The sequence below is a fragment of the Pseudomonas fluorescens HK44 genome (assembly GCF_000217955.3).
In the GTDB taxonomy this organism is placed as follows: domain Bacteria; phylum Pseudomonadota; class Gammaproteobacteria; order Pseudomonadales; family Pseudomonadaceae; genus Aquipseudomonas; species Aquipseudomonas fluorescens_AQ.
The window spans coordinates 1,467,870-1,481,558 of sequence record NZ_AFOY02000015.1; the positions used below are offsets into that span (position 1 = coordinate 1,467,870).

17 protein-coding genes are annotated in these 13,689 nt (G+C 60.3%); 11 read left to right on the top strand and 6 right to left on the bottom strand.

All coding sequences use genetic code 11. The features are described from left to right. Nucleotides 1-7: 7 nt before the first annotated feature. Entirely contained in the window at nucleotides 8-871 is an 864-nt protein-coding gene (locus tag HK44_RS19525; protein WP_019692422.1) for a PHP domain-containing protein, read from the bottom strand. A gap of 87 nt (nucleotides 872-958) precedes the next feature. On the opposite strand from HK44_RS19525, the gene HK44_RS19530 reads away from it, so the two are divergent. The 6 genes from HK44_RS19530 (at nucleotide 959) to HK44_RS19555 (ending at nucleotide 5,105) form a co-directional block, all read left to right on the top strand. Beyond that, complete coding sequence (locus tag HK44_RS19530) at nucleotides 959-1,555, top strand: septation protein A (RefSeq protein ID WP_019692423.1); 597 nt, start codon at nucleotides 959-961, stop codon at nucleotides 1,553-1,555. Nucleotide 1,556: 1 nt separating this feature from the next. After that, nucleotides 1,557-1,856: a YciI family protein gene (locus HK44_RS19535; protein WP_019692424.1), complete on the top strand. Its 300-nt coding sequence runs from the start codon at nucleotides 1,557-1,559 to the stop codon at nucleotides 1,854-1,856. A gap of 108 nt (nucleotides 1,857-1,964) precedes the next feature. Next, entirely contained in the window at nucleotides 1,965-2,375 is a 411-nt protein-coding gene (locus HK44_RS19540) for a translation initiation factor 2 (RefSeq protein WP_019692425.1), read from the top strand. A 7-nt stretch (nucleotides 2,376-2,382) separates the two neighbouring features. After that, nucleotides 2,383-3,060: a response regulator transcription factor gene (locus HK44_RS19545; RefSeq protein ID WP_019692426.1), complete on the top strand. Its 678-nt coding sequence runs from the start codon at nucleotides 2,383-2,385 to the stop codon at nucleotides 3,058-3,060. 184 nt (nucleotides 3,061-3,244) lie between these two features. After that, a complete protein-coding gene (locus tag HK44_RS19550) occupies nucleotides 3,245-3,685 on the top strand; it encodes a Spy/CpxP family protein refolding chaperone (RefSeq protein WP_019692427.1) in 441 nt (146 codons plus the stop codon). 67 nt (nucleotides 3,686-3,752) lie between these two features. After that, nucleotides 3,753-5,105 carry a sensor histidine kinase gene (locus tag HK44_RS19555; protein WP_019692428.1) on the top strand — a complete coding sequence of 451 codons (1,353 nt, stop codon included), beginning with the start codon at nucleotides 3,753-3,755 and terminating at the stop codon, nucleotides 5,103-5,105. Between the two features lie 50 nt (nucleotides 5,106-5,155). Here HK44_RS19555 and HK44_RS19560 read toward each other — a convergent pair whose 3' ends face one another. After that, nucleotides 5,156-5,722 carry a nitroreductase family protein gene (locus HK44_RS19560; protein ID WP_019692429.1) on the bottom strand — a complete coding sequence of 189 codons (567 nt, stop codon included), beginning with the start codon at nucleotides 5,720-5,722 and terminating at the stop codon, nucleotides 5,156-5,158. A 120-nt stretch (nucleotides 5,723-5,842) separates the two neighbouring features. Here HK44_RS19560 and HK44_RS19565 point away from each other — a divergent pair, with 120 nt between their 5' ends. After that, nucleotides 5,843-7,297: a TrkH family potassium uptake protein gene (locus tag HK44_RS19565; protein ID WP_019692430.1), complete on the top strand. Its 1,455-nt coding sequence runs from the start codon at nucleotides 5,843-5,845 to the stop codon at nucleotides 7,295-7,297. Here HK44_RS19565 and HK44_RS19570 read toward each other — a convergent pair. Then, a complete protein-coding gene (locus tag HK44_RS19570; protein ID WP_019692431.1) occupies nucleotides 7,254-8,315 on the bottom strand; it encodes an AraC family transcriptional regulator in 1,062 nt (353 codons plus the stop codon). The two genes, HK44_RS19565 and HK44_RS19570, sit on opposite strands and share 44 nt — an antisense overlap. Before the next feature lie 160 nt (nucleotides 8,316-8,475). On the opposite strand from HK44_RS19570, the gene HK44_RS19575 reads away from it, so the two are divergent. Both HK44_RS19575 and HK44_RS19580 read left to right on the top strand, forming a co-directional pair. Beyond that, nucleotides 8,476-8,787, top strand: a complete 312-nt coding sequence (locus HK44_RS19575) for an Mpo1-like protein (RefSeq protein WP_019692432.1) — start codon at nucleotides 8,476-8,478, stop codon at nucleotides 8,785-8,787. A gap of 99 nt (nucleotides 8,788-8,886) precedes the next feature. Continuing rightward, nucleotides 8,887-9,477, top strand: coding sequence for an HD domain-containing protein (locus HK44_RS19580; protein WP_019692433.1), 591 nt, complete (start codon nucleotides 8,887-8,889; stop codon nucleotides 9,475-9,477). 163 nt (nucleotides 9,478-9,640) lie between these two features. Here the strand turns inward: HK44_RS19580 and HK44_RS19585 are convergent, their stop codons facing one another. Then, nucleotides 9,641-10,456: a UDP-2,3-diacylglucosamine diphosphatase gene (locus HK44_RS19585; protein ID WP_019692434.1), complete on the bottom strand. Its 816-nt coding sequence runs from the start codon at nucleotides 10,454-10,456 to the stop codon at nucleotides 9,641-9,643. 134 nt (nucleotides 10,457-10,590) lie between these two features. Here HK44_RS19585 and HK44_RS19590 point away from each other — a divergent pair, with 134 nt between their 5' ends. Continuing rightward, the gene (locus HK44_RS19590; RefSeq protein WP_019692435.1) at nucleotides 10,591-11,349 is read left to right on the top strand and encodes a helix-turn-helix transcriptional regulator; all 759 of its coding nucleotides are present in this window, start codon (nucleotides 10,591-10,593) and stop codon (nucleotides 11,347-11,349) included. Between the two features lie 91 nt (nucleotides 11,350-11,440). After that, complete coding sequence (locus HK44_RS19595; protein ID WP_019692436.1) at nucleotides 11,441-12,334, top strand: DMT family transporter; 894 nt, start codon at nucleotides 11,441-11,443, stop codon at nucleotides 12,332-12,334. Here the strand turns inward: HK44_RS19595 and HK44_RS19600 are convergent. Beyond that, entirely contained in the window at nucleotides 12,328-12,615 is a 288-nt protein-coding gene (locus HK44_RS19600; RefSeq protein WP_019692437.1) for a SelT/SelW/SelH family protein, read from the bottom strand. The genes HK44_RS19595 and HK44_RS19600 overlap by 7 nt on opposite strands. A gap of 197 nt (nucleotides 12,616-12,812) precedes the next feature. After that, nucleotides 12,813-13,682, bottom strand: coding sequence for a FimV/HubP family polar landmark protein (locus HK44_RS30310; RefSeq protein WP_020723538.1), 870 nt, complete (start codon nucleotides 13,680-13,682; stop codon nucleotides 12,813-12,815). Nucleotides 13,683-13,689: the final 7 nt, after the last annotated feature.

Here is a 13,689-nt window from a genome sequence, read left to right on the forward strand (position 1 = left end):
TACCTGTTCAGACGGCAATAACGGCTGGGTCATGTTTGAACCGACACCAAAGCGGTGGCAGGTCCTCCGGGAGTGGGCGGTACTCGCCGATCTCGGACCAGCCTCCGGGTCCATGGAAATCACTGCCGGCACTGACCAGCAGACCGAACTCACGCGCAAGAATAGCCAGGCTGCCAACCTGCTCGGCTGGCTGATGGCCATTGACCACTTCAATTGCGTGGCCGCCTGCTTGAATATAGTCGGCAATCAGGCGACGGCGTTTGCTGCGAGTGAAATCATAGTGCCAAGGGTGCGCCAGGCTGACCCAGGCCCCGGCAGCGCGCAGGGTTTCAACGGTTTCTTCGAGGGTCGGCCAGTGTTGCTTGACGTCCCCCAGCTTGCCGGCGCCCAGCCACTTGCGGAAGGCTTCGGCACGGTCCTTGACGAAGCCTGCACGGACCAGATAGTCGGCAAAGTGCGGTCGGGCCGGCGCATTGCCGCTGTCACCAAGCTCCTGCTGGATCGCCCGCGCGCCTTCCAGCGCGCCGGGCATGCCCTTGAGTTCGAGCTTGCGGCTGATTTCTTCGGACCTCAGCCAGCGTCCGTCACGCAATTTGGCAATTGCCTCGACCAGCGTCGGGGCATTGACGTCGAACCCGTAACCGAGCACATGAATGGTCGCGCCCCCCCAGGTGCAGGACAATTCGACGCCGTTGATCAGTTGCATCCCCAGCCCTACCGCAGCGCTGCGGGCCTCGTCGAGGCCTTCGAGGGTATCGTGGTCGGTCAAGGCCAGGACTCGCACGCCTTTCTCGAACGCACGCGCAACCAGTACCGCAGGCGCCAGGGCGCCATCGGAGGCTGTGCTATGGCAGTGCAAATCAACATTCACAGGACTGTGTAACCTCAAATCAGCTGGCGCTTTCGCGACTCAATATGTTTGTTATTATGCCGCCACATCCTGCTTCTGGCTGCCACTGTGAAACAATTCATCGACTTCATCCCGCTTCTGCTGTTTTTCATCGTCTTCAAAATCGATCCACGGGTCGTCGACATCGCCGGTTACCCACTGACGGTAGGCGGTATTTACAGCGCCACTGCAATGCTGATCACCAGCTCCCTGGTGGTCTACGGCACGCTTTTCATCAAACAGCGCAAGCTGGAGAAGAGCCAGTGGCTGACCCTGATCGCCTGCCTGGTCTTCGGTAGCCTGACCCTGGCCTTCCACAGCGAAACCTTCCTTAAATGGAAAGCGCCGGTGGTCAACTGGCTGTTCGCCCTGGCCTTTATCGGCAGCCACTTCATCGGCGAGCAGTTGCTGATCAAACGCATCATGGGCCACGCGCTGACCCTGCCGGACCTGGTCTGGACCCGTTTGAACATCGCCTGGATCGGCTTTTTTCTGTTTTGCGGCGCGGCCAACCTGTTCGTTGCATTCACCTTCCAGGACTATTGGGTCGACTTCAAAGTCTTCGGCAGCCTGGGCATGACCCTGCTGTTCCTGGTCGGCCAGGGCATTTACCTGTCCCGCCACCTGCACGACGCCGACACTTCTACGCCAAAAACCGAGGACTGACATGCTTTACGCAATCATTGCTACAGACGTCGCCAACTCCCTGGAAAACCGCCTGGCTGCGCGTCCTGCCCACCTTGAGCGGCTGCAACAGCTCAAGGCCGAGGGCCGCGTGATTCTGGCAGGCCCGCTCCCTGCCATCGACAGCAATGATCCGGGCGCAGCAGGTTTCACTGGCAGCCTGATCGTCGCCGAGTTCGCCTCCCTGGAAGCCGCCAAGGCCTGGGCCGACGCCGATCCGTATATTGCCGCAGGCGTCTACGCCAACGTTCTGGTCAAACCGTTCAAGCAAGTCCTGCCATAACCCAGCCTATGCGCGATGAACCTTCGGTTCATCGCGTGTTCAATTGCTCATTATTCGCGTTCAACGGCCGACAACCTGCCCAACACTCGATTGGAATCAGGAGTTTCGATGCGCCAAGGTCCGCTGTGTCTGCTGTTGGTCACGTTATCGATCGGGGCCTTCGCCCACGCCGAAGAGCACTCGGACTCAGGCTATTCAACGCCTCTGTCGTTAAGCGCCGCAAGCCAGATCACCGAATTGCAGCAGCGCTTGAAAGAAAGCGAGCGGCAACGGGAAGAGCTGAACAAACAACTGCAAAATGCCGACAACGAACGCGAAAGCGCCTTGCTGGGCCAGTTACGCCAAGAGAATCAGCGCCTCAAGCTGCAACTCAAGGAAGCCCAGGCAAACCCGCTGCCGCGCCTGCTGACCGATCAACAGCAGTGGTTCGTCACTGGCGCCGGAGTAGCGCTATTGGCCCTGCTCTGCGGTATCTTCGCCAGTGGTGGACGTAGAAAACGTCGGCAATGGCTAAATTGAGTGAGTCATGAGCGAGCTGTTACTAATTGATGATGACCAGGAGCTGTGTGAGCTCCTGAGCAGTTGGCTGAGCCAGGAAGGCTTTGTCGTGCGCGCTTGCCACGACGGTCTGAGTGCGCGCCGCGCCTTGGCGGAGTCTGCGCCGGCAGCAGTGGTGCTGGATGTGATGCTGCCCGACGGCAGCGGTCTGGAGCTGCTCAAGCAGTTGCGCAATGACCACCCGGACCTGCCGGTGGTGATGCTCTCGGCCCGTGGCGAACCGCTGGACCGGATCCTCGGCCTGGAACTGGGCGCCGACGATTACCTGGCCAAGCCTTGTGATCCCCGTGAGCTGACCGCGCGCCTGCGTGCGGTGCTGCGGCGCAGTCATCCGGCGGCGGTGTCCAGCCAGATGGAGCTCGGCGACCTGTGCTTCAGCCCGGTCCGTGGCGTGGTCAGCATCGACGAACAGGAATTCACCCTGACCGTCTCTGAAAGTCGCCTGCTCGAAGCCCTGCTCAAGCAACCCGGCGAACCGCTGGACAAGCAGGAACTGGCGCAGATCGCCCTCGGGCGCAAGCTGACCCTGTACGACCGAAGCCTGGACATGCACGTCAGCAACCTGCGCAAAAAGATCGGCCCACACCCCGACGGCCGCCCGCGCATCGTTGCCCTGCGCAGCCGCGGTTATTACTACAGCCTCTGAACCCGATGCGCCCCCCGTAGCAGCAGGCTCGCGGGCTCGCCAGCTGCTACGGGGGCTCTGTTTTGTCAGGGCAGCACAAAACCGTCTTTACTCAAGCTTTACGCTCCGCTGACCGCCGCTGACCTTGATCTGCGTAATCTGTACTCATCCGGAACACACCGGGAACGAGACAAGGAGACACACCATGCGCAAGACCCTTATCGCTTTGATGTTCGCCGCTGCACTGCCAACCATTGCCATGGCTGCACCAGAAGGCCAAGGCCCGATGGGCCCAATGGATGGCCACGGATACAGCGAGCACATGCACGGCGGCAAAGGCATGTACAGAGAACTGGATCTGAGCCATGAACAACGCGAGCAGATCCGCAAACTGATTGGCGAACAGATGCATGCGCGTAAACAGTTGGTAGAGCAGTACCTGCAAAAACTCTCGCCAGCCGATCAGCAGGCCATGAAAGACCAAATGGCGGCCGGCCGCCAGAAAACCGAGAAGGACATTCGTGCCCTTCTCAAGCCGGACCAACAGCAGAAGTTCGATGCTATCCAAAAGAAGCAGGCCGAACGCAAAGCCGAATGGGCCGAGTTTCAGGCGTGGAAAGCCCAGCAACCGAAAAAAACGCAATAATGTTCTAGCGTTACTTCCCAGCCCAATGGTCAATCGCCATTGGGCTTTCTTTGTTTGAGGACTTCCCGTGCGTTCATTGTTCTGGCGCATCCTGGCCAGTTTTTGGCTGGCCATCGCTCTGGTTGCAGGGTTGTCGATCCTGCTCGGGCACATGCTGAACCAGGACGCCTGGATTCTCAGTCGCCACCCGGGTCTCAATACCCTGGCGCAAGAGTGGACGCAGCTCTACGAAGAAAAAGGCGAGGACGCGGCGCAAGCCTTGCTCGAACAACGCAAACGGCGTTACCACATCGATGTTCAGGTACTGAACGAAAGTGGTGACCCGGTGGTGCGCGGGACCTTCCCTCGCCGCGCGGCGGCCTTGGAAGCACGGCAGAACGACAACCCCGACGACAGCGGCCGCCACCTGCCCTGGCGGCGTCTGACCGTCGAGTACACCAGCCCGAAAACCGCCGAAACTTACTTGCTGATCTACCGTATTCCGCATCCAGAGCTCAACGCCTGGCACCGTAACAGCCTGCTTTGGCCCCTCAGTGCGCTATCGATTGCCCTGGTGGTGCTGACGCTGTTCAGCCTGCTGGTGACGCTGTCCATCACCCGCCCGTTGAGCCGTTTGCGCGGCGCGGTGCACGACCTCGGTCAGACGACCTATCAGCAAAACAGCCTGGCGCGGCTGGCCAATCGGCGTGACGAGTTTGGCGTGCTGGCCAACGACTTCAACCGCATGGGCGCACGCCTGCAAAGCCTGATCGGCAGCCAGCGGCAACTGCTGCGCGACGTGTCTCACGAGCTGCGTTCGCCGTTGGCCCGGTTGCGTATCGCCCTGGCGCTTGCGGAACGGGCCGGCCCCGAAGAACGCGAAAAGCTCTGGCCACGATTGACCCGCGAATGTGATCGCCTGGAAGCACTGATCAGTGAAATTCTGGTGCTGGCACGGGTTGACGCCGACAACGCGAGTGCCGAAGAGGTCGACCTCAATGCACTACTCAATACTGTGCAAAAAGACGCTCAGCTTGGCGCGCCAGAGCAAAGCATCCGTATCGAAGCCGAACAGCAATTAACCCTCAAGGGCTGGCCGACCATGATCGAGCGGGCGCTGGACAACCTGTTGCGCAACGCCCAACGCTTCAATCCGGCCGGACAACCGATTGAAGTGCTGGCAGTGCGTCAGGGGGATCGGATTGTGATCAGCGTGCACGACCATGGCCCTGGTGTAGAGGCCGAGCATTTGAAGCAACTGGGGGAGCCGTTTTTTCGGGCGCCCGGGCAGACGGCCGCCGGACATGGCCTGGGGCTGGCCATCGCCCGGCGTGCAGCGGAGCGCCACGGCGGTAGCCTGATTCTGGCCAATCACCCGGAGGGTGGATTCATTGCCAGCCTGGATCTGCCGTTGGAACCCGGCGCAGCCGTACAACCCTAAAAACCTGTGGGAGCCGGCTCGCTCCCACATTAAATCAATCTGCCAATGATTCAGGGCTTGGCAGGCCAGGCGCTGACAAACTCGGCGAGATCGACTTTACCGGCCACGCGCGGTTCGTTCTGCGGTGTGCCCAGGTAAAGGAATGCAATGACTTCTTCACCTTCCGCCAGGCCCAACCCTTGGGCCACATGCGCCGAATAGACCAACTCGCCGGTACGCCACACCGCGCCGATACCCTGAGCATAAGCCGCCAGCAAGATACCGTGGGCCGCACACCCTGCCGCCAGCAACTGCTCGGACTTCGGCACTTTGATGTGGTCTTGCAGACGTGCGACCACAATGACAACCAACGGCGCGCGCAGCGGGCCGTTACGTGCCTTGTCCACCAGGGCCTGAGGCACATCGGCGTCTTGCAGGCGTGCAGCCTCAGCCAGCAACTCGCCCAATTGCTCACGCGCCGCACCTTCGACTGTCAAAAAACGCCACGGCTGCAAATGCCCGTGATCCGGTGCACGCATGGCTGCGGTAAACAACACTTCCCGTTGTGCTGCGGTGGGCGCCGGGTCGAGCAAACGCGGAACGGATACACGGTTGAGCAAAGCGTCGAGAGCCTGCATCGGCCACCTCCTGAAAAAAATGTCTGGCTATTCTAGCGGCAACTGCCGCCGGGGTGCCGGTTTACATGCCCTGCCTCGCGGGTAGAATGGCGCCCTTCCCTATCAGCCCGAGCGGACTTCATGGCGTTGCCGACCTTACGGACTATTGGTTTCATCATCGGCATCTTCCTGATCACTCTGGCCATCAGCATGGTTGTGCCGATGGCAACCCTGCTGATTTACGACCGCACCAGCGACCTGCCGTCGTTCCTCTGGGCCAGCATGATTACCTTTGTCGCCGGTCTGGCGCTGGTCATTCCCGGGCGACCAGAGCATATACACCTGCGCCCGCGGGACATGTACCTGCTGACTGTTTCGAGCTGGGTGGTGGTCTGCATATTCGCGGCATTGCCGTTTCTGCTGACCCAGCGCATCAGTTACACCGACTCGTTTTTCGAAAGCATGTCGGGTATCACCGCCACCGGCTCTACTGTGCTCAGCGGCCTGGACAGCATGTCTCCGGGCATCCTGATGTGGCGTTCGTTGCTGCACTGGCTGGGCGGTATCGGCTTTATCGGCATGGCGGTCGCGATTCTGCCACTGCTACGCATCGGCGGCATGCGGCTGTTTCAGACCGAGTCGTCGGACCGTTCCGAAAAAGTCATGCCGCGTTCGCACATGGTGGCCCGGCTGATCGTCGCCGCCTACGTCGGCATCACCATCCTTGGCAGCCTGGCGTTCTGGTGGGCGGGCATGAGCCCATTCGACGCCGTCAACCATGCGATGTCGGCAATATCCACCGGCGGTTTCTCCACCTCCGACCAGTCCCTGGCCAAGTGGACGCAACCGGCCGTGCACTGGGTCGCGGTGGTGATCATGATTCTCGGCAGCCTGCCGTTTACCTTGTACGTGGCGACCTTGCGCGGCAATCGGCGGGCGTTGATCAAGGATCAACAAGTGCAGGGATTGCTCGGCATGCTGCTGGTGACCTGGCTGGTGCTCGGCACCTGGTACTGGTGGACCACCAACCTGCATTGGCTGGACGCACTGCGCCACGTTGCGCTGAACGTCACCTCGGTGGTCACCACCACCGGTTTTGCGCTGGGGGACTACAGCTTGTGGGGCAACTTCTCATTGATGCTGTTCTTCTATCTGGGCTTTGTCGGTGGTTGCTCGGGGTCGACCGCTGGCGGGATCAAGATCTTCCGTTTCCAGGTGGCCTTTATCCTGCTCAAGGCCAACCTTAACCAACTGATCCACCCGCGTGCGGTGATCAAGCAGAAGTACAACGGTCATCGTCTCGACGAAGAAATCGTTCGCTCGATCCTGACGTTTTCGTTCTTCTTTGCGATCACCATCTGCGCCATCGCCCTGGCGCTATCACTGCTGGGCGTGGACTGGATGACCGCCCTGACCGGTGCCGCCAGTACGGTTTCCGGCGTGGGTCCGGGGCTGGGTGAAACCATCGGCCCGGCCGGTAACTTCGCCAGCCTGCCCGACGCCGCCAAGTGGATTCTGTCCCTCGGCATGCTGCTCGGCCGACTGGAGATCATTACCGTGTTTGTGCTGTGTATCCCGGCGTTCTGGCGTCACTGAGTTCTTTGGGCGCGTCCATCAACCGCATCCGGTATTCGCCGGGCGTGGTATCGAACCAGCGTCGAAAGGCCCGGAAGAAATTGCTCGGATCGGCGAACCCCAACAGGTAAGCGATTTCCAGCAGGGTCATGCTCGGTTGCGCCAGGTACTGCTCGGCCAACTCACGGCGCGTGTCGTCGAGCAGCGTCTGAAAACTCGTGCCTTCTTCCTGCAAGCGTCGCTGCAAGGTGCGCTGGGACAAGTGCAGGGTTTGCGCCACCGTATCGCGCTTGGGCTCGCCTTGCGGCAGCAGGCGACAGAGCACTTGCCGTGCCTTGTGGGTGACCCGGCTTTCAGCAAACCGCGCCAGATACTCGCCGGCAAACCGGTCATGCAACAACGCCATGGCCTCATTGGCAGTCGGCAACGGCGCTTCCATGTCTGCCCGTTCGAAAATCAGCGCGTCATAGGGCGCGTTGAATTCCAGCGGCGCATGAAAGGCAAATTTGTACGGTGCGAGGTCTTCGGGTTGATCACCCTGCATCAACACTTTGCGTGGCTGCAAGGTGCGCCCGGTCAGCCAGCCACACAAGCCCAGCGCACAGGCGAGTGACGCCTCGGCACTTTGCCGGGTGGGCGGCAGGTGGTCACCATGCACCGTCAGAATCAGTGCATAACCTTCGGGTAACAGGCGAAAACTCAGGTCGGCGCTTTCGGCGATGATCCGCTGATAGCGCACCAGGCGCTGAAAACCTTCAGCCAGGGTCTGGCTCGACATCAAGGCATAACCGACCACATTAAACGATGCCGGGCGGACCAGCTTGCCCATGTTCAGACCGATCGCCGGGTTGCCGGACAGCTCTACCGCGCGCTGCCAGAGCCGCGTCATCGAATCTTGAGGAAAGCGCGCATCCGGATCATCCAGCGCCGCGTAGTCGAGCCCCAACTGTTTGAACAACACCCGGCAATCCAGGCCGTCCATCTCCAGTGCCTTGACAATCCCCATCGCCCAGCTTGCAGAAGTCGTTCGTTCGCTCATGGCGTTTTCTTACTTGATGAGCCGCGTGTCACGGCCAATTTCAAAAGGATACTAATGTGGCGCCCAAGGTCACTGGCTGTTGCCACCGATGACTCTAGACTTAAATAAGCTACCCGCAGAACATCCGCTCGGCAGCACAATAACCACAGAGAACGCAGTCGTGGAAAACATCAAACGTTTCAGCAGCTTCGCCGAGTTTTACCCGTATTACCTCGGCGAACACAGCAACAGTGCCTGCCGACGCCTGCACTTTGTCGGCACCAGCCTGGTGATTTTCATCCTCGCCTTCGCTATCGGCAAAGGGACCTGGATGTTGTTGCTGGCCCTGCCTCTGGCCGGCTACAGCTTCGCCTGGGTCGGCCACTTCTTCTTCGAAAGGAATCGCCCGGCGACATTCCAGCATCCGCTTTACAGCCTGCTCGGCGACTTCGTCATGTATCGCGACATGATCCTCGGCAAAGTGCCTTTCTAGGCTCGTCGGGCCATCAAGCCGTCCCACATGGCCAGCGCAGCATTGGATCCAGGATCTACACTGCACAACGTCCCTTTGAAAACAATAAGAGGATAGCTGATGAATGCGCACGCCCGTTTCACCCATATGAAGGATAGTACGCAGGAAGACTGGGCGATCATCGCCGCGGACTTCAGTGCCTACGCCAAACAATTACCGACACGGATTGTGGCGCACCTGAAACTGCTGGAGGGTGATTTTGGCGGTTTCCCGGTCGATCGACTGACCCACTCACTGCAAACCGCCACCCGCGCCTGGCACGATGGCCGGGATGAGGAATATGTGGTGTGTGCGCTGCTCCACGACATTGGCGATACCCTGGGCTCCTACAACCACCCGGACATTGCGACGGCGATCCTCAAGCCATTCGTCAGCGCTGAAAACCTGTGGATGCTGGAAAAACACGGGATTTTCCAGGGCTATTACTTCTTCCATTACCTGGGTATGGACCGGCACCTGTGCGAGCAATTTCGCGAACACCCGCAGTACCGGCAAACCATCGAGTTCTGCGCCAGGTATGACGCTGCAGCCTTTGATCCGGACTACGAGAGCCTGCCACTGAGTTTCTTCGAACCGATGATGGAACGCCTGTTTGCCCAGCCGAAAAATTCGATCTACACGGCGGCAATGGAAGAACACGCGCCGGTCTGAAACTCCGCGGACCTGTGGCGAGGGAGCTTGCTCCCGCTGGGTTGCAAAGCGACCCTGATGTCAGCCGCCGCGAGTATTCGGATGGATCGCGATTGCCGGATTACGACCGCTTCGCGGTCGAGCGGGAGCAAGCTCCCTCGCCACAAAAGTTAAACCTGTCGGATCAAGCAGGCTCTGCAACCTTCAAGGCTTTCAACTCAGCTTCACGCGCCTGCGCATCCGCCAACCGGTACAACTCGATCGTGCCATCCCAATGCTCGATCAAGGCCGTGCACGACTCCACCCAATCTCCGCAATTGAGGTAGTCCACCTCACCGACCTTGCGAATTTCCGCATGGTGGATGTGCCCGCAAACCACCCCGTGCAGCTCGCGTTTGACACACTCGTGGGCGATGGCCTCTTCGAAATCGCTGATGAAGCTGACCGCGGTTTTGACTTTGTGCTTGAGGTACGCCGACAACGACCAGTAACCGTAGCCGTACCGTGCACGCCAGTGATTGAGCCAGCGGTTGAGGGTCAGGGTGAACTCGTAGGCCGAGTCGCCGAGAAACGCCAGCCAGCGGTGATAACGCGTGATCACGTCGAACTGGTCGCCGTGAATCACCAACAGGTGCCGGCCATCCGCTGTGATGTGGACCGCCTCGTCCACCAGCTGAATATTGCCCAGGATCAGCTTCGAATAACGCCGCAGAAACTCGTCGTGATTGCCGGTGACGTAAATCACCTCGGTGCCGCGCTTGCTCATGGTCAGCAGACGGCGGATGACGTTGGTGTGAGCCTGTGGCCAGTACATGCCGCTGCGCAGCTTCCAGCCATCGATGATGTCGCCGACCAGATAGATCTTGTCAGCCTGATAGCCCTTGAGAAACTGAGACAAATGCTCAGCCTGGCAATCCCGGGTACCGAGGTGCACATCGGAAATCCACAAGGTGCGCACGCGTTGTTTACGGCTGGGCTTGGCACGTTCGGCGCTGGTCATGGGTAACCTCTGCGGGATTTTTCGCAAGCTTGCACCGCAGCGATTAATAGCCCATGACACAAATACGGCAGTCTGATGACAACCCGAACCGAGGCGCGGCCGGTGTAGACTGCGAGTCTGCCCAGGAGACTGCGATGAGACCGATCCTCACGCTACGCCAATACACTCACGACCTGATCGTCCACAGCCATGACCACGCGCAACTGGTGTTCGGTCTGTCGGGCGCGCTCGACTTCGAGGTCGGCGGTCATGGCAGCCAGGTGGTGCAGCAGAGTTTTGTGGTCGTACCGTCAGGCGCTCATCACGCCTGCGGCAGCCCGAATGGCAGCCGCTGCCTGGTGCTCGATGTGCCGAGCGATCAATGGATTTCGCAATCATTGGGCGAGCATGCCGATGCCAGTCGGCGCTTGATCGACAACCCTGGGCGCTTGCCGCTGGATGCCGGGCAAAGTCAACTGGTGAGCTGGCTGGCGAGCAGCCCGGTCACTGACCCGCTGATCGCCCAGCAAGGTGCCGTGTTGTTGCTCGCCAGCCTCAACAATGCCGCGCCGAACAGCATCGCCGGGCGCCGTTTGCCTTACGCCGCGCTCAACGCGCACATCGACCAATACGCCGCCTATCCGCTGCAAGTCGCCGATCTGGCGCGCATCGCCGGGCTGTCCAGCGCGCGCCTGCACGCACGCTTTGTCGCTGAATGCGGGCAGACGCCGATGGATTACATCCGCAGTCGCCGTCTGCACATTGCGGTGAAGTTGCTGCGTGACTCCGCGCTGCCCATCGGCGAAGTGGCCAGCCGCGTCGGCTATGGCTCCCAGAGTGCCTTCGCCGCAGCGGTGATGCGCGAATTCGGCGCCTCGCCGGGCGCGCTGCGTCGTACAGCGAGCAAGCGCTAGGCTGACGATAAAAAACGCGAGTCTGGCGACAGACAGATCAGACCGTCACGCGGTTCAATGTCGTAACTGCCTCTATGGATTAAGGATTGAAATGACTCCGCGAACCGCCCTTGGCGCCCTGCATATCGGCGCATTGATGTTTGGCCTGACGGGTGTGTTCGGAAAACTCGCCGCGGCCTCCCCTGCCATCATTGTCTTTGGCCGTGCGGCATTCGCGGTGATCGCTCTGGCGTTCTTTGCCCGTTTCGCCAGCAACACTGGCTGGCAGAAACTCGAGGCAGTGGACTGGCGTCGTCTGCTGCTCAGCGGTCTGTTGCTGGCCGGGCATTGGGTGAGCTTTTTCATTGCGGTGAAAGTCGCCGGCGTGGCGATTGCGACCCTGGGCTTTGCCAGTTTCCCGGCGTTCACGGTGATCCTCGAAGGCCTGATCTTCCGCGAGCGAATCCGCGCCAATGAAATACTACTGGTGACGCTGGTGAGCGTCGGCCTGGTGCTGGTCACCCCGGATTTCGACCTCGCCAGTGAAGCCACCAGCGGCCTGCTCTGGGCGGTAGGCTCGGGCCTGCTGTTCGCCTTGCTGTCACTGACCAACCGTGCCAGCTCCGGGCGTATTCCCGCCGTGCAGGCAGCGCTGTGTCAGAACGTAGTCGTCGCACTCTGCCTGCTGCCTATGGCGGCACCGGGCTTGAGTGAGGTGCGCGCCATCGACTGGCTATGGATCGGTCTGCTCGGGGTGTTCTGCACCGGCGTCGCCCACAGCCTGTTCGTTGCCAGCCTGGCGGTGATCAAGGCTCGCACCGCCGCGGTGGTGTTTGCCCTGGAGCCGGTTTACGGCATCACCGTCGCCTGGCTGCTGTTCGGTGAGAATCCGACACTGCGGATGTTGATCGGTGGTGCGCTGATTATCATAGCGATCGTGGTGTCCAGCAGCCTGTCTGGTGGTTCAAGCAAGAAAAGCATGACGGCCGAAGCCGCCTCTCACTGAGTTCTATCGTTGTGTCCGAGATCGCGGTCGGGATCGATCTGATCCCGGACCCGCTGCTTGAGCACCTTGGCTTCCGGGAAGCCGCCATCGGCCTTGCGTTCCCAGATCTGTACCCCGTCGCAGGTAATGAAAAACACCCCGCCGGTTCCCGGCACCAGAGAAACTTTGCCCAGGTCGTCACTGAAGGTACTGAGCAGCTCCTGGGCCAGCCAGGCGGCGCGCAACAGCCACTGGCATTGCGTGCAGTAAGTGATGACAATTTCCGGTTTGAGTGTGGTCATGGCGTTCTGGACTCTTGAGCTAGATGGCGCCGCTATAATAGCCGCCTTTGCCGCTCGATTTTCCTGAGCCTTGGGCAGACGTACTGATCGCAGGTATTGCGAAAATTGATGGCTGCGCGAGACCTGTAGGAGCACAGCTTGCTGGCGATAGCGATCTCACGGACGCCATCGCTGGCAAGCCATGCTCCTACAGGAGCTCAGCGTATGCTGGCTAACAGGCTGCGGGCGGTTTGCTTCAAGGATTCGTCACTGTCCTTGAGCAACTCGTTCAATAGCGCAATGGCGCTGTCCAGATCACCGTCGTCAATGCAGTTCTGCGCCTCTTCCAGTTTGCCGGGGTGGATCTCTTCGTGCACAGGCACTGCGAATTCGCCCGACAACGGCTCAAGTGCCAGGGTCGGTGATGCATCGGCGAAATGGTCGAGAAAGCCATCGTCCAGCGGTTCCAGCTGATCCACGGGTTTAGCCATTGCCGCTGTTGTGTCGGACGGACTGGCCAGATCCCAGCTCGAATCCATCGACAAGTCATCCAGATTCAACTGGAACTCATCCCCTACCGAGGCAGCAGGTTCAGCCGTCGTTTCAGCCGTCGACTCAAGAGTCGCCAACGATTGTGCACTGGCCAGTTTCGGCGACCGTGCGCGAATCTGCTCCAGCACTTCGGCACTGTAACCCGCTTCAAGCAAGCTGTTTTCGTGGTCCGAATAAGCTGCGCTGTCGCCCTGCAGCCCCAGTACCTCCAACAACTTCAGGTTCAAATCGCTGCGCTGCGGCTCTTTGAGCAAGGCTTCGCGCAATAGACTGACCGCCTCGGCGAAGCGGTCATAGGTCAGATAGATTCCGACGCCCTCAAGCACTTCTGCCCCACGAACGGTTTCGCGGTTCGCAGGGGCGGCCTGCGTCGTAGAGAGCTCAATCGATGGTTTCTGTGCAGCATCGGGCGCTCCCCGAACGCCCATCGGTTCATGCCGCGGCGCAGACTCTGACACAGGCCGTACCCGTCGCTGACGGAGCGCAAACAGGCCCAGCAGCAACAGCACGCCAAGCGCCAGCAGGCCGCCGATCACCCACAAC

What these genes read in the sequence shown, in the direction of transcription:
- HK44_RS19535 (WP_019692424.1), top strand. Translation starts at nt 1,557, where the DNA reads ATGCTTTACGCAATCATTGCTACAGACGTCGCCAACTCCCTGGAAAAC.
- HK44_RS19540 (WP_019692425.1), top strand. Translation starts at nt 1,965, where the DNA reads ATGCGCCAAGGTCCGCTGTGTCTGCTGTTGGTCACGTTATCGATCGGG.
- HK44_RS19545 (WP_019692426.1), top strand. Translation starts at nt 2,383, where the DNA reads ATGAGCGAGCTGTTACTAATTGATGATGACCAGGAGCTGTGTGAGCTC.
- HK44_RS19550 (WP_019692427.1), top strand. Translation starts at nt 3,245, where the DNA reads ATGCGCAAGACCCTTATCGCTTTGATGTTCGCCGCTGCACTGCCAACC.
- HK44_RS19560 (WP_019692429.1), bottom strand. Translation starts at nt 5,722, where the DNA reads ATGCAGGCTCTCGACGCTTTGCTCAACCGTGTATCCGTTCCGCGTTTG.
- HK44_RS19565 (WP_019692430.1), top strand. Translation starts at nt 5,843, where the DNA reads ATGGCGTTGCCGACCTTACGGACTATTGGTTTCATCATCGGCATCTTC.
- HK44_RS19570 (WP_019692431.1), bottom strand. Translation starts at nt 8,315, where the DNA reads ATGAGCGAACGAACGACTTCTGCAAGCTGGGCGATGGGGATTGTCAAG.
- HK44_RS19580 (WP_019692433.1), top strand. Translation starts at nt 8,887, where the DNA reads ATGAATGCGCACGCCCGTTTCACCCATATGAAGGATAGTACGCAGGAA.
- HK44_RS19585 (WP_019692434.1), bottom strand. Translation starts at nt 10,456, where the DNA reads ATGACCAGCGCCGAACGTGCCAAGCCCAGCCGTAAACAACGCGTGCGC.
- HK44_RS19590 (WP_019692435.1), top strand. Translation starts at nt 10,591, where the DNA reads ATGAGACCGATCCTCACGCTACGCCAATACACTCACGACCTGATCGTC.
- HK44_RS19595 (WP_019692436.1), top strand. Translation starts at nt 11,441, where the DNA reads ATGACTCCGCGAACCGCCCTTGGCGCCCTGCATATCGGCGCATTGATG.
- HK44_RS19600 (WP_019692437.1), bottom strand. Translation starts at nt 12,615, where the DNA reads ATGACCACACTCAAACCGGAAATTGTCATCACTTACTGCACGCAATGC.